We start from the raw sequence: 19,723 nt of genomic DNA on the forward strand, positions 1-19,723 counted from the left end.
CAGCGGTGCCGACAATTGCCCAATGGCCAAGCTAGGCTTCGCGTATCGCGAAGTGGCATGCTGTAAATCAGCTTTCTGGCAGCTTCGCTTCGCCAGGCACGAAATGGAGACCCTGATGCGCCGCATCGATTTCGTCACTCTCAAGCTGTTCGTCGCCATCGCCGACGAGCGCAGCCTGACCCGCGCCGCCGAGCGCGAGCACCTGGCCCTGGCAGCGGTGAGCAAGCGTGTCAGCGACCTGGAAAACCAGCTCGGCATCACGCTGCTCTATCGCCAGCCCAAGGGCGTCGAGCTGACCCCGGCCGGTCACGCGCTGCTGCACCACGCGCGCAACATGATGGACAACCTCGAACAGCTCAACGCCGACCTCAGCGAGTTCAGCGAAGGGGTCAAAGGCCATGTGCGCATCCACGCCAACACCTCGGCGGTGATCGAGTTTCTGCCCGAGGATCTGGCCAGCTTCAGCCGTCTGCACCCGCAGGTGAAGATCGACCTGGAAGAGCGCGTCAGCAGCGAGACCATCCGCGCCGTGCGCGAGGGGCTGACCGATATCGGCATCTTCGCTGGGCATGTGCCGGCCGAGGACCTCCAGGTGTTCACCTACCGCCATGACCAGCTGGTGCTGGTCACTCCGCGTGAGCATCCGCTGGCCGAACGCGACGGCCTGTTCCTGCGCGAGGCGGTGGGCTACGACTTCATCGGCCTGCAGCAGGACGCGTCCTTGCACGGCCTGCTACAGCACTCGGCGCACAGCCAGGGGGTGGCCCTGCGCCTGCGCATCCAGGTGCGCAGCTTCGAAGCCATCTGCCGGATGATCCACACCGGCATGGGCGTCGGTGTGTTGCCGGATCTGGCGGTGCGCACCTATTTGCCGGCGCTCGATGTGCGGGTGATCCCGCTGCACGATCCCTGGGCCCGGCGCGAACTCAAGGTGGCGGTGCGCAATCAGGACAACCTTTCGCTGACCGCGAAGCAGATGCTCGATCACCTGAGAAACAGTGGCGCGGCAGGGGAGGGTTCTGCGCTGCCTTCGTGAATGCCGAAGGCTCGGTTGTCCAAATGTGAATTTCAGCGTGGGGGGACGGCGGAGTAGAGTCCGGGCCAATCGACGGCGATCCGCCCTCGACGCTCAGACAAAAACAACAGGAGCTTTCCATGAAGTTTTCTTTCGTCCGTCGTGGCCTGGCCGGCGTGCTCGCCGGTTGCGCGCTGCTTGGCGCACTCTCGGCACACGCAGCCGATCCGATCTTGATCAAGTTTTCCCATATCACCGCTGACAGCACGCCGAAGGGCCAGGGCGCGCTGCTGTTCAAGAAACTGGTGGAGGAGCGCCTGGCCGGCAAGGTCAAGGTCGACGTCTACGCCAACTCCTCGCTGTATGGCGATGGCAAGGAAATGGAAGCCCTGCTGCTCAACGAAGTACAGATGCTGGCGCCGGCACCGTCCAAGCTGGAGCAGTACACCAAGCAGCTGCAGCTGTTCGACATGATGTTCCTGTTCGATGACGTCGCCGCCGCGCAGCGCTTCCAGTCTTCGGACAAGGGCAAGGCGCTGCTCAAGTCGATGGAGAGCAAGGGCATCACCGGCCTGGCCTACTGGCTCAACGGCATGCGTCAGCTCACCGCCAACAAGCCGCTGGTGGAGCCGGCCGATGCCCGTGGGCAGAAATTCCGCGTGCAACCGTCCGACCTGCAGGCCGCGCAGTACAGCGCCCTGCGCGCGGTGCCGCGCAAGATGGCCTTCGCCGAGATCTACCAGGGTCTGCAGACCGGCGTGGTCAACGCCCAGGACAACCCCTGGTCGAACATCTACTCGCAGAAGTACTTCGAGGTGCAGAAGTACATGACCGAGTCCAACCATGCCATCGGCAACTATCTGCTGATCACCAACACCCAGTTCTGGAACGGCCTGCCGGCGGATATCCGCAGCGAACTGGAACAGATCGTCGACGAGGTGACCGTCGAGGTGAACAAGCAGGCAGAGGCGCTGAATACCGAAGCGCGCCAGGCCATCGTCGCCACCGGCAAGAGCGAGATCATCACCCTGACGCCCGAGCAGCGTGCCGTCTGGCGTGACGCCGTGCGCCCGGCGTGGAAGAAGTTCGAGGCCGAGATCGGCAGTGATGTGATCGAAGCCGCGCAAGCCGCCAACCAGCCGTAAGCCTTACAGTCGCCCCGGGCCCACGCACCCGGGGCGGCCTCTCATTCGCCGTCGCCTAAGACGGCGTTTGCCAATGACGAATATCGCGCCGGTCCTTGCTCGGTTAGATTCGCCTCACTCCTTAAAACCACAACAATGCTCGGAGATGCCGATGAACGCCTTGCGGCGCGTCTGGGAGCACTTCGAGGAAGGCTTCATCGCTTTCCTCCTGGCGGCCATGACGCTGATCACTTTCGTCTACGTGATCCTCAACAACTTCTACACCCTGTTTTATTGGCTGGGTGACTATTTCGGCGGTAACGAGTTTTTGCTCGGTATCGGCGACGGGTCGTGTACAGCTTCTACCGGCGACTTAAGGAACAGGGGAAACCAGGCAAAGTAGCGGTCGTCGCCTGCATGCGGAAATTGCTTACCATCCTCAATGCGATGCTCCGTGATCAGGCTCATTTCAGGCCTCAAGTGGCTTGACGCTGAACACGGTTGCTCGCCCGTAAGGGGCGAAACCCATCAGGTCAGACGGCGTGCTAATGGATAGTGCCAAGTCATCGACAGCTAACACTTAATTGCCAGTCCGGTGTCAAGCGTATCCTCTCCGCGAGAATGCAAAAAACCATAAAAAAACCGGGCATTAGCCCGGTTTTTTGTGCGCTTGCCAATCAGTCGCGACGACCTTCCACCGACTTGCCGGAGACGGTGCCTTCCTTGAGCATGATCTGGTATTCCTTGCCGTCGGTCTCCACCTGATGCAGGCGCACCAGCAGGTGGCCCCAGTCCTTGGCGAACCACAACACGGTCTTGCGGGTGCTTTGCGTGGGGTCCCGCACGCGCTCGACCTTGATCGCGTCGATCAGGCCGGCCTTGGTGCGTACCACTTCTTCGCCCAGCACACGGAAGTCGTAGGTTTCGATCTCATCACCGTCGACCACCTGATAGCTCACGCTCTTCTTGCCGGCCGCGACGTCCTGTTGCAGGGCGATCTGGTAGGTGGACTTGTCCAGCAGGCCGCGATTGAGCGGGAAGCGCACGGCGTCACCACGGTCGGTGCCGATCACTTGCTTCTGTTCCCAGTCGAAGTCCTGCTCGACCTTCTTGCCTTTGCCCAGGCCGCTGCGATTGAGGCGGTAGGTCAGTGGCATCAGGGTCTGGTTGTCGACCCGGAAGGTGCTTTCTTCGGTGAGGCCGGCGACCAGCATCGACGCTTCGAAGTTGAGGGTCCAGCGGCCGTCATCTTCGCGCTTGAGGCTACGCTCGGCGCTGCCACTGACCGGCAACTGCTTCCAGTCCGCGGTGTAACTGGCGGAGAAGGGCTGCAGATCCTCGGCAAGGGCGGGCAGGCTGAACAGTGTCAGGGCGAACAGCAGGGCACGACGCATAGAGTCTCCTAGGTTCGAATCAGGTGGCCGCTGGCGGGCAGCGGCTGGCCATCCAGCATTGCGCCTTGAGCGTCAAGACGCAAGCGACCTTCGGCAAACCAGCGTACAGCCAGAGGGTAGATCTGGTGTTCCTGAATGTGCACGCGGCGGGCCAGGCTTTCGGCCGTGTCGTCTGCCATTACTGGCAACACAGCTTGTACGACCAGAGGGCCACCATCGAGTTCCTCGGTGACGAAGTGCACGCTGCAGCCGTGTTCGCTGTCGCCAGCTTCGAGAGCCCGCTGGTGGGTGTGCAGGCCTTTGTGCCTAGGTAGCAGTGAGGGATGGATATTCAGCAGGCGGCCTGCATAGTGCTGAACGAAGCCGGGCGTGAGGATGCGCATGAAGCCGGCCAGCACCACCAGATCAGGCTGGTGGGCGTCGATGGCCTGGATCAGAGCGGCATCGAAGGCTTCGCGGCCGTCGAACTGCTTGTGGTCAAGCAGTTCGGTGGCTATCCCTGCCTGTTTCGCCCGCTCCAGGCCATAGGCACCGGCGCGGTTGCAGATAACCGCGGCGATGCGGGCCGGATTGCCGTCGTGGGCAACGCTGTCGATCAGCGCTTGCAGATTGCTGCCTGACCCGGAGATCAGGACGACGACATTGCAGGGCATCAGTGGGCTTTCAGGTTGTTCAGCTGAACCTGGGCTGCACCTTCTGCAGCTTCGGTGATCTGGCCGATGACCCAGGGTTGCTCGCCGCTGGCACGCAGGCTGGCCAGGGCAGTTTCGACCTGATCCTGAGCGACGCAGATGACCATGCCGACGCCACAGTTCAGGACGCGGTGCATTTCATGCTCGTCGACGTTGCCTTTTTCCTGCAGCCAGTCGAACACGGCCGGGCGATTCCAGCTGGCGACGTCGATCACCGCCTGGGCGCCTTGCGGCAGTACGCGCGGGATGTTGTCCAGCAGGCCGCCGCCGGTGATGTGGGCCATGGCCTTGACCGCGCCGGTGTCCTTGATCAGCTTGAGTAGCGGCTTGACGTAGATACGGGTCGGCGCCATCAGCAGGTCGGCCAGGGCCTTGCCGTCCAGCTGCACCTGCTCGATGTCGGCGCCGGAGACTTCGATGATCTTGCGGATCAACGAGTAGCCGTTGGAGTGCGGGCCGGAGGAGGGCAGTGCAATCAGGGCGTCGCCAGTGACCACCTTGGAACCGTCGATGATTTCGCTCTTTTCCACCACGCCAACGCAGAAGCCGGCCAGGTCGTAGTCCTCGCCTTCGTACATGCCCGGCATCTCGGCAGTTTCACCGCCGACCAGAGAGCAGCCAGCCAGTTCGCAGCCAGCGCCGATGCCGGTGACCACGGTGGCGGCCACATCGACGTTGAGCTTGCCGGTGGCGTAGTAGTCGAGGAAGAACAGCGGCTCGGCGCCGCAGACCACCAGATCGTTGACGCACATGGCGACCAGGTCCTGGCCGATGCTGTCGTGCTTGTTCAGGTTCAGCGCCAGGCGCAGCTTGGTGCCGACGCCATCGGTACCGGACACCAGGACGGGTTGCTTGTAGCCGGCCGGGATCTCGCACAGGGCGCCGAAGCCGCCCAGGCCACCCATGACTTCCGGACGCGCAGTGCGCTTGGCCACGCCCTTGATGCGCTCGACCAGGGCTTCACCGGCATCGATGTCGACGCCTGCGTCCTTGTAGCTGATGGAGGGTTGCTTGCTCATAGATCCGGGCCTTTGGATGGGGAGTTCGTGTAGGCGCCGACGTGGCGCAGGCTCATCCAAGGAGCCCGGCGCGCGTACCGGCTGGCGGAGGCGCGCGATTTTATCAGGCTTGCCCGGTAGCGGCCACTCGCGTGCATGCGCTTCGTCGCAGGCACGGGCTCTGGTTGCCGGGGCTTGAGCGGCTGTTTAAGGTATAGGCCTTTGTGGCCGCCCTCCGTGCAGCCATCCCTTGCGAGAGTCCGCCCCAATGCGTTTGCCCATCCGTCTGCTGTTCTTCTGTCTGTCGCTCCTGAGCCTGCCGGCATTGGCCGCGCCGGTTACCGGTCTTTATCAGGTGCGTGAACCCGTGGCGGATCAGCAGCCGGAAAGCCGTGACGCGGCCATGCAGAAGGCCCTGCAGACTCTGGTGCTGCGTTTGACCGGTGATGCCAAGGCGCTGCAGAGCGCTGGGCTGGAAGGTCTGCGCAAGGACCCGCAACAGATCGTCAGTCAGTACGGATATGAAGGTGACGCGCTGTTGGTCGAGTTCGATCCAGCCAGCACCGATCACCAACTGCGCCAGGCAGGCCTTGCCCTGTGGGGCGCCAACCGTCCGGCCATTCTCACCTGGTGGCTCAACGAATCGCCGGAAGGCAGCCAACTGGTTGGCGAAAGCCAGAGTGCAGCGGCGTTGCTACGCGATGCTGCTCAGCATCGTGGCCTGCCGCTGCGTCTGCCGCTGGCGGACCTGAGCGAGCAGGCGCTGGGCAATGCCGATACGTTGCTGGCCAACGATCCGCAAGCACTGCGCGAGGCCTCCGAGCGCTATGGCGCCGATGCTTTGCTGGCCGTGCAGGCGACCGAGAGCAGCGGCAACTGGCAGGCCACCTGGCGCCTGTGGTTGGGCGACGAACGTGAACAGGGCAAGGCCGAAGGCGCTGATCAGGCTGCGCTGGCCGATGCCGTGCTGCTGGCGGTGGCCGAACGCCTGGCCCCGCGTTTTCTGGTCAAGCCTGGTGCTGCGCAAAGCCTGACGCTGGTAATCGAAGGTGCAGACCTGGGTCGTTTCGCGGCGCTGGAGCGCTTGCTCGAACCCTTCGCCGCGCGTTTGCAGGAGATCGATGGCCAGCGCCTGGTCTATCAGGTCAGTGCCAGCCCGGAGCAATTGCGTGCGCAACTGGCATTGGGGCAGTTGCAGGAAGTCAGCGAGCCGCTCGATGCCGCTGAGCCGGTAGAGAACCCGGGGGCCGCTACAACCGAGGCTCCGCAGGTGAAACCGCGCACCGATCAGTTGCGCTTTCGTTGGTAGAATTCCTGTCGGGTAGACCACAGCCCAGTTCCGCGGCGCCTTACTGGCGCCGTTTCGCATCGAGGACGCGAGCATGACCGATTCCACCCGTTGGCTATGGATGGCTGGGCTGTTCCTGCTCGGCTGGCTGCTGTACCTGTTACACCCGATTCTTTCCCCGTTCCTGATCGGTATCCTGCTGGCCTATCTGGGCGACCCGCTGGTCGACCGCCTCGAGCGGCACCGCCTGTCGCGCACCGGCGGCGTAGTGGTGGTGTTCACGCTGTTCGCGCTGGTGCTGCTGATCCTGTTGCTGGTGCTGGTGCCCATGCTGGGGCGACAGCTGGTGCGTCTGTACCAGCTGGCGCCGGAAATGCTCGACTGGCTGCAGGGTACGGCGTTGCCCTGGTCGCAATCACATCTGGGTTTGCAGGATGACCTGCTGCAGATCGACCAACTCAAGCAGGTCTTCACCGATAACATCGGCAAGACCACCGATGTGCTCAAGATGGTGCTGGCTCAGGCCACGTCCTCGGGCCTGGCGCTGCTGGCCTGGCTGGGCAACCTGCTGCTGATTCCGGTGGTGAGCTTCTACCTGATGCGCGACTGGGATGTGCTGGTCGAGCGCCTGCGTCGCCTGCTGCCGCGCCAGCGCGAAGGGTTGGTAGTCAAGCTGACTGGTGAATGCCACGAGGTGCTCGGTGCCTTCCTGCGTGGCCAGTTGATGGTAATGCTGGCGCTAAGCATCATCTACGCCTCTGGCCTGATGCTGGTGGGGTTGGAGCTGGGGTTGCTGATCGGTGTGCTGGCTGGCCTGGCGAGCATCGTGCCCTACATGGGCTTCATCGTCGGCATCGGTGCGGCGTTGACTGCCGCGTTGTTCCAGTTCGGTCTTGAGCCCTATCCGTTGATCGGCATCGGTGTGGTGTTCATGATCGGCCAACTGCTCGAAGGTATGGTCCTGACACCCATGTTGGTGGGTGATCGCATCGGTTTGCATCCGGTCGCAGTGATCTTCGCCATCCTCGCTGGCGGCCAGCTGTTTGGCTTCACCGGCGTGCTGCTGGCCTTGCCAGTTGCTGCAGTAATCATGGTTCTGCTGCGCCATGCCCATGATTTGTATAAACTTTCCGGCCTTTACGGAGAGTCCAACAGCGGTTCTGACGAACCGCCGAGCCCTGCATGAAACCAATCCAGCTGCCTCTGGGGGTGCGTCTGCGTGACGACGCCACCTTCGCCAACTACTACCCCGGCGCCAATGCCGCCGCCCTGGGCTATGTCGAGCGTCTGTGCGAGGCCGATGCCGGCTGGACGGAAAGCCTGATCTATCTGTGGGGCACTGAGGGCGTGGGGCGCAGCCACTTGCTGCAGGCCGCCTGCCTGCGTTTCGAGCAGCGCGGCGAAGCGGTGGTGTACCTGCCGCTTGGCGAGGTGGTGCAGCATGGCCCGGAGTTGCTCGACAACCTCGAGCTGTGTGAGCTGGTCTGTCTCGATGATCTCGATGCAGTGGCTGGCCGCAGCGACTGGGAAGAGGGTTTGTTCCACCTGTTCAATCGTCTGCGTGACAGCGGCCGGCGTCTGTTGCTGGCCGGCACCATGTCGCCGCGCGAGTTGCCCATTCAACTGCCCGATCTGAAGTCGCGGTTGACCCTGGCGCTGGTCTTCCAACTGCACGAGCTGTCTGATGAGGACAAGCTGCGCGCCCTGCAGCTGCGTGCCTCGCGTCGTGGCCTGCAGATGAGCGACGAGGTTGGCCGCTTCATCCTCACCCGTGGCGAACGCAGCATGAGCGCGCTGTTCGAGCTGCTGGAACGCCTGGATCAGGCTTCGCTGCAGGCCCAGCGCAAGCTGACCATTCCCTTTCTCAAGGAAACGCTGGGCTGGTAGCGGCAAGCTGCAAGCCAACACGCGTCGGTCGGCGCATCGCTCTGCCTGTCCCCAAGCCCCGCTACATGCTCGATTCAGAGTCCGGGCGGCCCTTGGTGCGCGCGGCGCACCCTACGACGGAAACATGTAGGGTGCGCCGTGCGCACCAATAAGCCCCCTGAATAGCGCGGCTTGCGGCTGTTGCTTATTCCCCCGCCAGCTTGCGATCGTACTGAAAGCGCCAGCGGGTATAGAGCAGGGCGCAGCAGAACAGGCCGAAGCTGATTACCGCCTCCAGCGCGCCGAACAGAGCACGCGCCGGATCGATGGCGGCCAGTACGCCCTGGATGAAATAGATATTGACCACGAAGCAGGCCCAGGCGTGGGCACGGGCGTTTCCCATCAATATCCCGGGGGCGAGCAACGCCAGCGGCAGCAGCTGAATGGCCAGCACCACGCCGACCCGCGCGCCATGCAGATCGGCGAAGGCCAGATTCCACACCAGCAGCAGGGTCAGCAGGGCGATGAAACTGAACAGACTCAGTGCTCGACTGAGTTTGACCCGTGGCTCCAGCCATTCGAGGCTGGGCAGGGGTTTCTTCGCTCGGGCCACGTTCAGCGCTCCAGTTTGCTGGCGGTTTGCGCCAGGCGTTGACCCAGTGCGCGGCACAGGGCTGTTTCATGCTCGTCCAGCGCGCGTTTGCCGTCACCACCAGCATGGTGACTGGGGCCGTAGGGCGTGCCGCCGCCGCGGGTTTCGAGCAGGGCCGATTCGCTGTAGGGCAGGCCGCAGACCAGCATGCCGTGGTGCAACAGAGGCAGCATCATCGACAGCAGGGTGGTCTCCTGGCCGCCATGCAGGCTGGCGGTGGAGGTGAACACGCCGGCTGGTTTGCCAACCAGTTCGCCGGTGAGCCACAGGTTGCTGGTGCCATCGATGAAGTACTTGAGTGGTGCGGCCATGTTGCCGAAACGGGTCGGGCTACCCAGGGCCAGGCCCGAGCAGTTCTTCAGGTCGTCCAGGGTGGCATACATGGCGCCGTCCTCCGGCACGCTCGGCGCAACGGCCTCGCATTCGCTGGATACCGCTGGCACCGTGCGCAGACGTGCTTCCAGGCCGGCCATCTCGACACCACGGGCGATCTGCCTGGCCATCTGCGCGGTGGCGCCGTGGCGGCTGTAGTAGAGCACGAGGATATAACGCGCGCTCATGCCAGCAGCTCCAGCACTTTTTCCGGTGGGCGGCCGATCACGGCCTTGTCGCCAGCGATCAGAATCGGGCGCTCGATCAGTTTGGGATGCTTGACCATGGCCTCGATCAACTGCGCCTCGCTCAAACCGGTATCGTCCAGGCCTAGTGCCTTGTACTCGTCTTCGCCGCTGCGCAGCAGTTCGCGGGCGCTGATGCCCAGCTTGCCGAGCAGGCTCTTGAGTTCGCCAGCGCTGGGTGGTGCTTCCAGGTAGCGCACTACCTGCGGTTGCAGGCCGCGGGCTTCCAGCAGCTCCAGAGCACCGCGAGATTTCGAGCAGCGCGGGTTGTGGTAGAGGGTCAGGTCGGTCATGGTGGCTCGCATCCGGCTTGAGGTGGCGGCTATTCTAACCGCCTGGTGCGCGGATGCACGCAAACCGCTGGGTCGCTTTGCTGCGACCTTTTCACGCGGCGCACTGTCTGTAAGGTTTGAGAGCTAAGGAGAGGGCATGCGGGTTCGTTTTAAGGACTGGCTGGGGTTCTGGCTGAGTCTCTACAAGCGTTTCGTGGAGAACCGTGGCGCAGGCAATGCGGCTGCCTTGACCTACACCACCTTGTTCGCCGTGGTGCCGATGATGACCGTGACCTTCGCCATGCTTTCGGCGATTCCGGCATTCAAGGACGTGGGCGAGGACATCCAGGGTTTCATCTTCAATAACTTCGTGCCTTCCACTGGCGAGACGGTGCAGGAGTACCTGCGCGAGTTCACCACTCAGGCGCGGCAGTTGACCTGGTTCGGTGTGGGGCTGCTGGCTGTCACCGCCTTCCTCATGCTGGTGACCATCGAAAAGACCTTCAACGTGATCTGGCGGGTGCGTCAGCCGCGCCGCGGTATGTCCAGCTTTCTGCTGTACTGGGCGATCCTCAGCCTCGGGCCGTTGCTACTGGGGGCAGGTTTTGCGATCAGTACCTATATCGCCTCGCTGTCGCTGATTTCCGGGCCGGATGCCGTCTTGGGCGCCAAGACCCTGCTTGCCTTCGCGCCGCTGCTATCGAGCATCGCAGCCTTTACCTTGCTCTATGCGGCGGTCCCGAATACTCGGGTGTCCTTGCGCCATGCGTTGCTGGGTGGTTTGTTCAGCGCCGTACTGTTCGAAGTGGCCAAGGCACTGTTCGGCCTATACGTGCGCCTGTTTCCCGGTTACCACCTGATCTACGGCGCCTTCGCCACGGTGCCGCTGTTTCTGCTGTGGATCTATCTGTCCTGGTTGATCGTGCTGCTGGGCGCCGAGCTGGTGTACGGCCTCTCGCAACCACGGCATTGGCGCCGCGAACCCATCCCCAAGGGATTGATTCTGCTAGTGGTGCTGCGCCTGTTGCTCAAGCGTCAGCAGAAGGGTGAAGTCCTGCATTACGGCGATATGCAGCGTGCTGGCTGGCGTTTACCCGAGGACGAGTGGAGTCAAGTGATGGACTTCCTCGAGCGCGAGCACCTGGCATGCAAGGCCAACGGTGGAGGTTGGGTGCTGTGCCGTGACCTGCATAATTTTTCCCTGCATCAACTACTCGAGTGCAGCCCTTGGCCGTTGCCAAGCCTCTCGCAACTGCCCGCTCAGCTTGACGAGCCCTGGTATCCGGCATTGCGCGAGGGAATGGAACGCATGCAAGCGGAGCGCGAGGAGCAGTTCGGCGCCAGTCTGGCGGACTGGTTGCCGGGGAAGGGCTGAGGAAGCGTAACGGAGGGTGACGAAAAACGTCACTTTCAGGCATTGCCCAGGCCTGATGCGCTCTGAGCAAAGGCGTGGCGGCAATGAATGCGTTGTAGAAGGGCTGGCACGCTTCTAGCAAATGCCAGGTCAGTTGCTATCGAACTGCCAGCAAGGCAGGGATCGCTGAGGACGCAGGCAGTAATGACGGTAAAAAACAGGGTAATCCACCTTCACCGACGCGATCCGCAGGAAGCGCTGACGCGGCTCAACCGAATCACTGGGCTGCACTTCGCACGTTGGCCGGAGTCGCTGCTCGAGCATGTTGCTGCCGAAAACCTGCAGCCAGACGCTGACGACTCAAATCCGCAGGTTGCGCCCAGCTCCGGAGTTTCCTCAGGCTGAAAGCGAAACCCCGCGTCGATGCGCGGGGTTTGATGTTCCAGTTCTGTCTCAGGCCATGGCCTGGCGGCTCTCGCTGTTGACCAACTCGACGGCTTGAACGAAGAATTCCTCGACTACCAGGCTTTGCGCCGGCACCGCCGAGCGCAGGCGCACCTGCATGTCTTCGATCTTCAGCCGCACCGGCATGCGAGCGATCCCTGAGAGCAGGATCTTGCCATGGGCATTGACCTTGCCGTGGTCGACATTGACCTCGCGACGCTTGTCTCCATCGCGATAACTCACCAGCAGTGACACCGGCAGATTGGCCAGCCCCGGCAGTTGCAGCCAGGTGGCGACGTTGTATTCGGCTACGCGCCCCTCGTAGGGCGTGACCAGCAGGCGAGCGGCGTCTACGATGCGCGAGGGCACGGAGCCAATCAGCTTGTCTTGCGCTTGGGACATGGTGAAATTCCAGGCTAGGTGAGACGTTAGTACCGGGAATTATAAGCAGCCACCTGCTGGCGAAACTGTGCACTCGGCGGACAGACCGCGTGACTGGAGTCGCAGTTTCGCGTATCAGGCCAGGCGCAGCGGGTGACGAGTAACCGATGAGGTCTGCAGGTTGCTTTCGGGGAGAGGGAGGATCGCCTGATTATGCACGCTGACCAGTTGCAGCCAAAGGTGCTCGCCGGAGGCGAACTGGCCGTTGGGCAGCCACAGGCCGTGGTGCCAGCCGTTGCCCGGTGCCGGGGTACTCTGCAACACGCCCGGATGAGTCTGCGCATTGGGGGCGCGTCGCAGCCAGACCGGCCGTGGCAGGCCTTTCAGATAGCGCAGCCCGAGGTGCAAGCCTTCGCTATTGAGATGACGCCAGCGCACCAATGCCAGAGTCGGTGTGCCATTGGTAAGCAGCAGAACCAGTTGCCCGACCTGCAGTTGCCCGCCCTCGTTGGCGTTGCACAGCAGGCGCGCACCGCCTGGGCTGGCATCGAGAATCTGTGCCTCGGTGCGTTGTGGCAGCTTGTCCAGCAGTTGCGCATGAATGGCTGGCAGGCCGACCACCAGGCTGCATTGTCCGTCCAGTTCGGCGCGTTCATGGCGGCGTTGCTGGCGTCCCAGCCAGTGCTGACGTACTCGTTCAAGCAACTGACGCTCCTGCGTGCTTTGCAGTGGCGCTGGTTCATGCAGCGCGATCAGCAGAGCTCCCAGTTCGAAGCGGCGCAGGTTGGCGGCCTCGCCTTCGATACGTTGTTCGAAACTCAGGCAGGCCTGTGATTCGCTGAGGTCGACTACCGGACCTTCGATTTCGTCTTCCTCGTCCCACGCTTGCAACCTGGCCAGGGCGGCCAGAGGCGCCAGTGCGCTGAAAAGAGTCAGGCATTCGCCTTCATCGAGGTGGAAGGGGTTGCTCAGGGCCAATAGCAGCATCTGCTGGTAAAGGCCTCTCAGGGTGCTGGCCGGCTTCGGCTCGAAGGCCGCAGCCACTGGCTCGTCCAGACACTGCTGATGCTCGCCGATCCAATACAGCAAGTGGCTGTCGCGCCAGAGCGCTGCGGGTGGCTCCTGGTAAAGCTGATAGTGGCGCAGCAACTGCTGGGCAAGGAAGTGCTGGGCCATGTACAGGCACCAGGCCAGGTGCGGCATCGATGGTTGACGCCCCTGCAGGATTTGCAGCAACAGGCGTTTGAAACCGATCGCCAGCTCGCCGCAGAAACGCACGAACAGAGTGCTTGGCGGATGCTGGCGATTGGCAAGGCCGGCGTAATGGCGGTACTCGTCACTGAAGTTTTGCAGCGCACGTTGCCTTTCCAGTAAGGTCAGGGCGCTGCGATTGAGCGAAAACAACAGGCCCAGTACGTGTTGCAGGCCATTTTCCTGCTCCAGGTGACGAGCCGTCGCGAGTCGCTGGACGATTTCCGCCGGCGATACGCTGTTGTCCTCGCGGATGTCCGGTACTTCCAGGCGCAGGGCATCCAGCGTCATATCAACCCCGGGTGGACGAGGATCGAGTACATGGGCTTAGGGCTCCGGAATGTCGGCAAGGCTGTTATGGGTATCTGCGCCGCTCTGCTGCTGACGGCTTGTGCCGAAGATTACGGCCTTGATCAGCATGGACGAAAGGTAACGGCTGAGAGCTTGGATGGCCAGTGGCTAGTCATTAATTATTGGGCTGAATGGTGCGCACCGTGCCGCACGGAAATTCCCGAGCTCAACGCCTTGGAAGAAGAGCTGAAGAACCAGTCGGCGCGAGTGATCGGCGTCAATTTCGACGCCCTGCAGGGCGATGACCTCAAGCGTGCAGCGGACAGTTTTGACATTCGGTTCACCGTGCTGGCGCAGGACCCGGCGGCGCGTTTCGAGCTGCCGCGTAATGACGTGCTACCGGTGACCTATATCGTCGATGCGGACGGCAAGTTGCGCGAGCGCCTGGTCGGTGAGCAGACCTCGGCGGGCTTACAGGCGCATCTCAAACAGTTGCGCGGGCAGTAACGACTAGAAAAATCGCTGCGACATGCAGTCGCAGTAATAGGTAGCATGCTAAGCTTTTGCTCCGGCCGAACCTGCGCCGTGCTTCATGAGTCTGCCTGATGTCCGCTACCCATCTTACCCGTGGCAGCGCCGGTTATCGGCGCGCCACTCTGGCGCTGTTCTGTGCCGGTTTCGCTACCTTCGCCATGCTCTACTGCGTGCAGCCGCTGCTACCTCTACTGGCGGCGCACTTTCGTGTTTCTGCGGCCAGCAGCAGCCTGGCGCTGTCGCTGACCACACTGAGCCTGGCGCTATGCCTGCTGGTATCCGGTGCGCTGGCCGAGAGCTGGGGGCGCAAGCCGGTCATGGCTGCGGCGCTGGGCCTGGCAGCGATGCTGGGTATCGCCTGCGCACTGGTAGAAGAGTGGGGCAGCCTGCTGATTCTGCGTGCGCTGCTGGGACTGGCGCTGAGCGGTTTGCCGGCGTTGGCCATGGCCTATGTCGGCGAAGAGTTCGACCCCGAAGCGCTTCCGGCGGCGATGGGGCTGTATATCGGCGGTACGGCGTTGGGTGGGTTGCTCGGTCGCCTGCTGGCCGGTCTGCTCAGTGACCTGGGCGGCTGGCCCTGGGCGCTCGGCGGCATTGCCGGGCTCGGCTTGCTGGCGTTGGCGCTGTTTATCTGGCTGTTGCCGCCCTCGCGGCATTTCACGGCTCAGCCGCTGTCCTTGCGCGGGCTGCTGCGCAACTTCGTCCTGCACCTGAGTAACCCGCGTCTGCGCGTGCTGTTCGCTTTGGCCTTTCTGCTCATGGGCGGTTTCGTTGCGCTGTTCAACTATGTCGGCTTTCGTCTGGCCGGAGCGCCATTCAACCTGTCGGCGACGGTGATCGGTCTGCTGTTCACCGTCTACCTGCTGGGTATCTTCAGCGCCGGATGGGCAGGGCGTCTGGTCCCACGCTTCGGCGCACGCCAGGTGCTGCATGGCGGCATCGGTCTGATGCTGCTTGGGGTGGCCCTGTGCGCAGGGCCGTGGCTGAGCGCTGTGGTGATCGGGCTGGCGCTGTTCACCCTGGGTTTCTTCGCGGCTCATGCGGTTGCTAGCGGGCAGGTTGGTATCCATGCACAGGGGGCCAAGGCGCAGGCCTCGGCGTTGTACCTGTGTGCCTATTACCTCGGCTCCAGCCTGGTGGGCTACGTCGGTGGTTATGTCTGGGAGCACGCCGGCTGGCTGGCGTTGTTGGCTGTTCTGGCCTCGTTATTCGTCGCCGCTGGGGCTCTGGTACGGCGTATCTAGGCTGTTTGCCGCTCGTTCAGTGCAGGTTCAAGGAGGGTTCAGCAGGGATTCAGTAGCCTTCCCGCAGACTTGTTGCCGAGTTGATCAAAACTGCAACGAGAGGAATGATGCAATGAAAATCACCCTGAACCGTATCGCATTCGCGACCTGCCTGGCCCTGGGCGCAACCGCTGCTCAGGCCAATGACAATTTCGTCGGCCTGACCTGGGGGCAGACTGACAACAACATCCAGAAGTCCAACGCGTTGAACGCCAACCTCGGCAATCCCAAACTGGACAAGGTGATCAATGGTGAGGGCACCTGGGGTGTCCGCGCTGGCCAGAAGACCGATGATGTCCGCTACTACGCGGCTTACGAGAATGTCTCCGACAGTCACAACGGCTACAAACTGCGCCAGCAGAATCTGCTCGGCAGCTACGACATGTTCGTACCGCTGGGCAGTAACAACACCAAGCTGTTCGGTGGTGTAACCGCCGGCCTGGTCAAGCTCGAGCAGGAAAGCCGCGGGTTCTCCCGTGACAGCGACATCGGATTTGCTGCAGGTTTGCAGGCCGGTATCCTGCAGGAACTCAACAGCAATACATCGATCGAAGCCGGCTATCGTTACCTGCGTACCAACGCCAGCACGGAAATGAAACCGCATGGTGAAGGCAAGGCCGGGTCGCTGGATCTACATAGCAGTGCGCAGCTCTACCTCGGCGCCAACTTCGCCTTCTGATGGCGACTTGGCATTACCAGGCCGGGCATCTGCCCGGCCCTTTTACACCTTAAATCAGGGAGAGTCTCATGAAATTGCTGGTGGTGGAGGATGAGGCGTTGCTGCGTCACCATCTGTTCACTCGCCTCAGTGAAAACGGGCATGTGGTGGATGCCGTGCGCACCGCCGAAGAAGCATTGTACCGAGCTGAGTCCTTCAACCATGACCTGGCCCTGGTCGACCTCGGTCTGCCCGGTATGAGCGGTATCGACCTGATCCGTGAGCTGCGCAGCCAGGACAAGAACTTTCCAATTCTGATCCTTACCGCACGCGGCAACTGGCAGGACAAGGTCGAAGGCCTCTCCTGCGGTGCCGACGACTATGTGGTCAAGCCGTTCCAGTTCGAAGAGCTGGAGGCACGCCTGAACGCGCTGCTACGACGTTCTTCCGGGTTCACCAAGTCGACCATCGAGGCAGGGTCCCTTGTGTTGGATCTCAATCGCAAGCAAGCCACAGTCGATAAACAGTCATTGCAACTGACCGCCTACGAGTATCGCATCCTCGAGTACCTGATGTTGCATCACCAGCAGGTAGTGGCCAAGGAGCGCCTGATGGAGCAACTCTATCCAGGCGACGACGAGCGCGATCCCAATGTCATAGAGGTATTGGTGGGCCGTTTGCGGCGCAAGTTGGAGGCCCCGCTGGGCGGCAAGCCGATAGAAACCGTGCGTGGTCAGGGCTACATGTTCAACGAGCGCTGCACGTGAGTCGAGCGCGCGTCGTTCTATGCAAGCTGCGCATGCGTCTCGGTTCGCTACGACTGCGTCTGATGTTGGCCAGCGCTGCGTTGGCGATGTTGTTCATGCTGTTGCTGATGCCGGTGCTACAGGGTGTGTTTCTCATGGCCCTGGAACAGACCGTGGAGAAACGTCTAGCCTCTGACGCGGCTGCACTGATATCTGCTGCGCGCATCCATGACGGCCAGTTGCACATGCCGGACAAGATGCCCGACGAGGAATTCGACAACCTCGACTCGCACCTGCTGGGTTTCATCTTCGACCGTGAGGGCCAACTGATCTGGCGCTCACGCTCCTCAATCGACGAGTTGGTGCGCTACCTGCCGCGTTACGACGGTCGCGGCCACGAGTTCATCCGCATTCGCGACGACAGCGGCCAGGAATATTTCGTATACGACGTGGAAGTGGATTTTCTGCGCGGCGACCAAACCGCGCTGAGCATCGTGACCATGCAGCCGACGCGCGAATACCAGGGGCTGTTCAACGGTTTTGCCTGGCAGTTGCGTTTGTGGCTGGGCATGGCCTTGCTGGTGTTGCTGGGCCTGCTCTGGTTCGGCCTGACCTGGGGCTTTCGCAGCCTGCGCGGCCTCAGCGATGAACTTGATGGCGTGGAGGCGGGTACTCGCCAGCGCCTGAGTGACGAGCATCCACGCGAGCTGCTGCGCCTGACCAACTCCCTCAACCGTCTGCTCGACAGCGAGCGGCGTCAGCGCGAACGTTATCGTGACTCGCTGGAAGACCTCGCCCATAGCCTGAAAACGCCGCTCAGCGTGCTACAGGGCATCGGCGAAACCCTTGCCGTGCACTCCGAAAATCGCGAGCAGGCACAGCTGATGCAGGCGCAGATCGAGCGCATGAGTCAGCAGGTCGGCTATCAGCTGCAGCGCGCCAGCCTGCGCCGCAGCGGCTTGGTACGCCATCGCGAGCAGGTCTGGCCGGTGCTCGACGGCTTGTGCCGCTCGCTGGACAAGGTCTACCGCGACAAGCGCGTCGAAGCGACCCTGGAGGTTCCCGAGCACAGCCAGATCACCATGGAACGTGGTGCGCTGATGGAGCTGCTCGGCAACTTGCTGGAGAACGCCTACCGCCTCTGCCTGAATCGTGTACGCGTCAGGCTGCAACCCCTGGCCGGAGGTTGCCTGATCACCATCGAGGACGACGGCCCCGGTGTACCGCAGCAGCAGCGTGCGCGGGTACTACAGCGCGGCGAGCGTCTGGATGCGCAGAACCCGGGGCAGGGCATCGGCCTGGCGGTGGTCGAAGACATCGTCGAAAGCTACGACGGCGAACTGAGCCTGGACGACTCCGAACTGGGTGGCGCCTGCTTCAGGGTACGCCTGTACGACTGAATACAGCCGCTGCTGCCTAAGGACTGGCAAAATACTCGGGCGACTATGAAGGGCACACGTCTCTAGAGTTGCGTCGCGAAGCGCTCCACCGCGTTTACCACGAGCTTTGCACCATCCTGAATTTCGGTGATCACCTGGCCGGCTTGGGCGGAAAGCTCCAGGCCCAACTCGGCCTGAGTCTTGCCTCGGTCGATCAGCTCTACCGCGCGTTCGGTCAGTTGCTGGTTCTGACCGACCACTTGGGCGATTTCCTCCGTCGCGGAGCTGGTACGTGAAGCCAATTGGCGAACCTCATCGGCCACCACGGCGAAACCACGACCCTGCTCACCGGCACGCGCCGCTTCGATGGCAGCGTTGAGGGCCAGCAGGTTGGTCTGGTCGGCGATGCTGCTGATGTTCTTGACGATGGCTCCGATCAGTTGGGATTGCTTGTCCAGTGCCTCGATGCCCTGCGCGGCCTCCTGCATGCGAGCGGCCAGTTCGCGCATGGTGTCGAGCATCTGCTGCACCACCGACGCACCGTTCTTGGCGCTGTCATCCGTGCCTTTCGACGTCTCGAAGGCAATGCTGGCGGCCTCGGCGATGGCCGCTTCGCGGTTGACCTGGTCGGTGATCACAGTGGCGAACTTGACCACCTTATACAGGTTGTCGTGGGCGTCGGTGATAGGGTTGTAGGAGGCTTCCAGCCAGACTTCGCGTCCGTGACTGTCCAGACGTTTGAAACGACCTGTAGCGAATTCGCCACGGCGCAGTTGCTCCCAGAACCGCTGGTACTGTGGAGAGTTGGCTTCGGCGAGGTCGCAAAAAATCCTGTGATGTTTGCCCTGAATCTGCGTCAGGCTGTAGCCCATCGAATCGAGGAAGCGTTGGTTGGCGGTAAGCACCTCACCGTTCAGGTTGAATTCGATGACGGCGGTGGAGCGCTGCAGCGCGCTGATCAGGTTTTCGTGCTCGCGCGAGGTCTCGATGGTACGCGTCAGGTCGCTGGCATAGATCGAGAAGCGCTGCACCCGGCCCTGGCTGTCGCGTAGCGGCTGCAGGATCGAGCGCAGCCAGGCTTCTTCGCCGTTGCCGCGTTTCAGGCGGATGACCCCGGCCAGATGTTCGCCGCGCTCCAGGGCATGGCGTACCCGGTGGTGGAAGTCCAGGTTGTGCACATGTTCCGGGATCAGCTCCAGCAGGGGGCGGCCGCGCAGTTGATCGGCGCGGTAGAGCATTTCCTTCTCGAAGTTGGCGTTCACCGACTCGATGCGCCCCTGTGGATCGAGAATCAGCGCGAGCATCTCTTGATCGAGGCTGGTGCGCACCTGTTCGACCGAGGACAGTTCTTCGCGTAAGGCTTGCAGCTCTTGTTTCAGGCGGGTCGCGAACATTGGCAGAATCTCTGAGTAGGTGCTGAGGCTGTGTCGGCACTGCGGTGCAATTATTTAGGGCGAAATGACCGAGCGGTCGACGCATAGGTT

General features: G+C 62.3%; 20 protein-coding genes and 3 pseudogenes. 13 read left to right on the forward strand and 10 right to left on the reverse strand.

Translation table 11 applies throughout. The features are described 5' to 3' along the window. Positions 1-115 precede the first annotated feature (115 nt). The 4 genes and pseudogenes from GV002_RS05825 to GV002_RS05840 all read left to right on the forward strand — a co-directional run. On the forward strand, positions 116-1,036 hold the full coding sequence (locus GV002_RS05825) for a LysR family transcriptional regulator (protein WP_160017466.1): 921 nt from the start codon (positions 116-118) through the stop codon (positions 1,034-1,036). Between the two features lie 119 nt (positions 1,037-1,155). Then, on the forward strand, positions 1,156-2,160 hold the full coding sequence (locus GV002_RS05830; RefSeq protein ID WP_160017467.1) for a TRAP transporter substrate-binding protein: 1,005 nt from the start codon (positions 1,156-1,158) through the stop codon (positions 2,158-2,160). A gap of 151 nt (positions 2,161-2,311) precedes the next feature. Beyond that, a pseudogene (locus GV002_RS05835) lies at positions 2,312-2,485 on the forward strand (C4-dicarboxylate ABC transporter); the annotation flags it as partial. Between the two features lie 14 nt (positions 2,486-2,499). Beyond that, positions 2,500-2,628, forward strand: a pseudogene (locus tag GV002_RS05840) (IS110 family transposase); the annotation flags it as partial. Positions 2,629-2,816: 188 nt separating this feature from the next. Here GV002_RS05840 and GV002_RS05845 read toward each other — a convergent pair. Genes GV002_RS05845 through purM form a run of 3 tightly spaced genes read right to left on the reverse strand, consistent with a single transcriptional unit; the run spans position 2,817 to position 5,244 of the window. Beyond that, complete coding sequence (locus GV002_RS05845; protein WP_160017468.1) at positions 2,817-3,533, reverse strand: DUF3108 domain-containing protein; 717 nt, start codon at positions 3,531-3,533, stop codon at positions 2,817-2,819. 8 nt (positions 3,534-3,541) lie between these two features. Next, complete coding sequence (gene purN, locus GV002_RS05850; protein ID WP_160017469.1) at positions 3,542-4,186, reverse strand: phosphoribosylglycinamide formyltransferase; 645 nt, start codon at positions 4,184-4,186, stop codon at positions 3,542-3,544. Continuing rightward, the gene (gene purM / locus GV002_RS05855) at positions 4,186-5,244 is read right to left on the reverse strand and encodes a phosphoribosylformylglycinamidine cyclo-ligase (RefSeq protein ID WP_160017470.1); all 1,059 of its coding nucleotides are present in this window, start codon (positions 5,242-5,244) and stop codon (positions 4,186-4,188) included. Before purM ends, purN begins: the two co-directional genes overlap by 1 nt. A gap of 247 nt (positions 5,245-5,491) precedes the next feature. Between purM and GV002_RS05860 the strand changes: the two genes are divergently transcribed. From GV002_RS05860 to hda, 3 genes are all read left to right on the forward strand, one after another. Further along, positions 5,492-6,532, forward strand: a complete 1,041-nt coding sequence (locus GV002_RS05860) for a DUF2066 domain-containing protein (protein WP_160017471.1) — start codon at positions 5,492-5,494, stop codon at positions 6,530-6,532. 73 nt (positions 6,533-6,605) lie between these two features. Beyond that, positions 6,606-7,697: an AI-2E family transporter gene (locus GV002_RS05865; RefSeq protein WP_160017472.1), complete on the forward strand. Its 1,092-nt coding sequence runs from the start codon at positions 6,606-6,608 to the stop codon at positions 7,695-7,697. Beyond that, positions 7,694-8,398: a DnaA regulatory inactivator Hda gene (gene hda / locus GV002_RS05870; protein ID WP_160017473.1), complete on the forward strand. Its 705-nt coding sequence runs from the start codon at positions 7,694-7,696 to the stop codon at positions 8,396-8,398. Before GV002_RS05865 ends, hda begins: the two co-directional genes overlap by 4 nt. A gap of 184 nt (positions 8,399-8,582) precedes the next feature. Here the strand turns inward: hda and GV002_RS05875 are convergent, their stop codons facing one another. From GV002_RS05875 to arsC, 3 genes are read right to left on the reverse strand one after another with little or no spacing between them, the layout of a single operon-like run. Next, positions 8,583-8,990 (reverse strand): DUF2069 domain-containing protein, encoded by a 408-nt coding sequence (locus tag GV002_RS05875; protein WP_160017474.1) that lies wholly within the window; start codon positions 8,988-8,990, stop codon positions 8,583-8,585. Between the two features lie 2 nt (positions 8,991-8,992). Then, a complete protein-coding gene (gene wrbA, locus GV002_RS05880; RefSeq protein WP_160017475.1) occupies positions 8,993-9,589 on the reverse strand; it encodes an NAD(P)H:quinone oxidoreductase in 597 nt (198 codons plus the stop codon). Next, the gene (gene arsC, locus GV002_RS05885; RefSeq protein ID WP_160017476.1) at positions 9,586-9,939 is read right to left on the reverse strand and encodes an arsenate reductase (glutaredoxin); all 354 of its coding nucleotides are present in this window, start codon (positions 9,937-9,939) and stop codon (positions 9,586-9,588) included. The genes wrbA and arsC overlap by 4 nt, the downstream gene beginning before the upstream one ends. 136 nt (positions 9,940-10,075) lie before the next feature. On the opposite strand from arsC, the gene GV002_RS05890 reads away from it, so the two are divergent. Next, positions 10,076-11,293: a YihY family inner membrane protein gene (locus GV002_RS05890; protein WP_160017477.1), complete on the forward strand. Its 1,218-nt coding sequence runs from the start codon at positions 10,076-10,078 to the stop codon at positions 11,291-11,293. A gap of 432 nt (positions 11,294-11,725) precedes the next feature. Here the strand turns inward: GV002_RS05890 and GV002_RS05895 are convergent, their stop codons facing one another. Further along, positions 11,726-12,118, reverse strand: a complete 393-nt coding sequence (locus GV002_RS05895) for a hypothetical protein (protein WP_160017478.1) — start codon at positions 12,116-12,118, stop codon at positions 11,726-11,728. Between the two features lie 114 nt (positions 12,119-12,232). Then, positions 12,233-13,639, reverse strand: coding sequence for a PilZ domain-containing protein (locus tag GV002_RS05900; RefSeq protein ID WP_160017479.1), 1,407 nt, complete (start codon positions 13,637-13,639; stop codon positions 12,233-12,235). A gap of 30 nt (positions 13,640-13,669) precedes the next feature. Here GV002_RS05900 and GV002_RS05905 point away from each other — a divergent pair, with 30 nt between their 5' ends. The 5 genes from GV002_RS05905 (at position 13,670) to GV002_RS05925 (ending at position 18,260) form a co-directional block, all read left to right on the forward strand. Next, entirely contained in the window at positions 13,670-14,146 is a 477-nt protein-coding gene (locus GV002_RS05905) for a TlpA disulfide reductase family protein (RefSeq protein ID WP_256667035.1), read from the forward strand. A gap of 98 nt (positions 14,147-14,244) precedes the next feature. Further along, positions 14,245-15,417: an MFS transporter gene (locus GV002_RS05910; protein WP_160017480.1), complete on the forward strand. Its 1,173-nt coding sequence runs from the start codon at positions 14,245-14,247 to the stop codon at positions 15,415-15,417. Positions 15,418-15,529: 112 nt separating this feature from the next. Further along, positions 15,530-16,135: an outer membrane beta-barrel protein gene (locus GV002_RS05915; protein WP_160017481.1), complete on the forward strand. Its 606-nt coding sequence runs from the start codon at positions 15,530-15,532 to the stop codon at positions 16,133-16,135. A 68-nt stretch (positions 16,136-16,203) separates the two neighbouring features. After that, the gene (locus tag GV002_RS05920; RefSeq protein ID WP_160017482.1) at positions 16,204-16,881 is read left to right on the forward strand and encodes a response regulator transcription factor; all 678 of its coding nucleotides are present in this window, start codon (positions 16,204-16,206) and stop codon (positions 16,879-16,881) included. Next, the gene (locus GV002_RS05925; RefSeq protein WP_160017483.1) at positions 16,878-18,260 is read left to right on the forward strand and encodes an ATP-binding protein; all 1,383 of its coding nucleotides are present in this window, start codon (positions 16,878-16,880) and stop codon (positions 18,258-18,260) included. The genes GV002_RS05920 and GV002_RS05925 overlap by 4 nt, the downstream gene beginning before the upstream one ends. A 62-nt stretch (positions 18,261-18,322) precedes the next feature. Here GV002_RS05925 and GV002_RS24540 read toward each other — a convergent pair whose 3' ends face one another. Next, positions 18,323-18,760, reverse strand: a complete 438-nt coding sequence (locus GV002_RS24540; RefSeq protein WP_372241826.1) for a methyl-accepting chemotaxis protein — start codon at positions 18,758-18,760, stop codon at positions 18,323-18,325. A 144-nt stretch (positions 18,761-18,904) separates the two neighbouring features. After that, positions 18,905-19,633: pseudogene (locus GV002_RS24545) on the reverse strand (PAS domain-containing protein); the annotation flags it as partial. Positions 19,634-19,723 lie beyond the last annotated feature (90 nt).

This window comes from Pseudomonas sp. 8O, assembly GCF_902506495.1.
GTDB classification, from domain to species: domain Bacteria; phylum Pseudomonadota; class Gammaproteobacteria; order Pseudomonadales; family Pseudomonadaceae; genus Aquipseudomonas; species Aquipseudomonas chaetocerotis.

Excerpts from the sequence above, each read along its gene's own strand:
- GV002_RS05825 (WP_160017466.1), top strand. The coding sequence starts at position 116 with ATGCGCCGCATCGATTTCGTCACTCTCAAGCTGTTCGTCGCCATCGCC.
- GV002_RS05830 (WP_160017467.1), top strand. The coding sequence starts at position 1,156 with ATGAAGTTTTCTTTCGTCCGTCGTGGCCTGGCCGGCGTGCTCGCCGGT.
- GV002_RS05845 (WP_160017468.1), bottom strand. The coding sequence starts at position 3,533 with ATGCGTCGTGCCCTGCTGTTCGCCCTGACACTGTTCAGCCTGCCCGCC.
- purN (WP_160017469.1), bottom strand. The coding sequence starts at position 4,186 with ATGCCCTGCAATGTCGTCGTCCTGATCTCCGGGTCAGGCAGCAATCTG.
- purM (WP_160017470.1), bottom strand. The coding sequence starts at position 5,244 with ATGAGCAAGCAACCCTCCATCAGCTACAAGGACGCAGGCGTCGACATC.
- GV002_RS05860 (WP_160017471.1), top strand. The coding sequence starts at position 5,492 with ATGCGTTTGCCCATCCGTCTGCTGTTCTTCTGTCTGTCGCTCCTGAGC.
- GV002_RS05865 (WP_160017472.1), top strand. The coding sequence starts at position 6,606 with ATGACCGATTCCACCCGTTGGCTATGGATGGCTGGGCTGTTCCTGCTC.
- hda (WP_160017473.1), top strand. The coding sequence starts at position 7,694 with ATGAAACCAATCCAGCTGCCTCTGGGGGTGCGTCTGCGTGACGACGCC.
- wrbA (WP_160017475.1), bottom strand. The coding sequence starts at position 9,589 with ATGAGCGCGCGTTATATCCTCGTGCTCTACTACAGCCGCCACGGCGCC.
- arsC (WP_160017476.1), bottom strand. The coding sequence starts at position 9,939 with ATGACCGACCTGACCCTCTACCACAACCCGCGCTGCTCGAAATCTCGC.
- GV002_RS05890 (WP_160017477.1), top strand. The coding sequence starts at position 10,076 with ATGCGGGTTCGTTTTAAGGACTGGCTGGGGTTCTGGCTGAGTCTCTAC.
- GV002_RS05895 (WP_160017478.1), bottom strand. The coding sequence starts at position 12,118 with ATGTCCCAAGCGCAAGACAAGCTGATTGGCTCCGTGCCCTCGCGCATC.
- GV002_RS05900 (WP_160017479.1), bottom strand. The coding sequence starts at position 13,639 with ATGACGCTGGATGCCCTGCGCCTGGAAGTACCGGACATCCGCGAGGAC.
- GV002_RS05905 (WP_256667035.1), top strand. The coding sequence starts at position 13,670 with ATGGGCTTAGGGCTCCGGAATGTCGGCAAGGCTGTTATGGGTATCTGC.
- GV002_RS05910 (WP_160017480.1), top strand. The coding sequence starts at position 14,245 with ATGTCCGCTACCCATCTTACCCGTGGCAGCGCCGGTTATCGGCGCGCC.
- GV002_RS05915 (WP_160017481.1), top strand. The coding sequence starts at position 15,530 with ATGAAAATCACCCTGAACCGTATCGCATTCGCGACCTGCCTGGCCCTG.
- GV002_RS05920 (WP_160017482.1), top strand. The coding sequence starts at position 16,204 with ATGAAATTGCTGGTGGTGGAGGATGAGGCGTTGCTGCGTCACCATCTG.
- GV002_RS24540 (WP_372241826.1), bottom strand. The coding sequence starts at position 18,760 with ATGCTCGACACCATGCGCGAACTGGCCGCTCGCATGCAGGAGGCCGCG.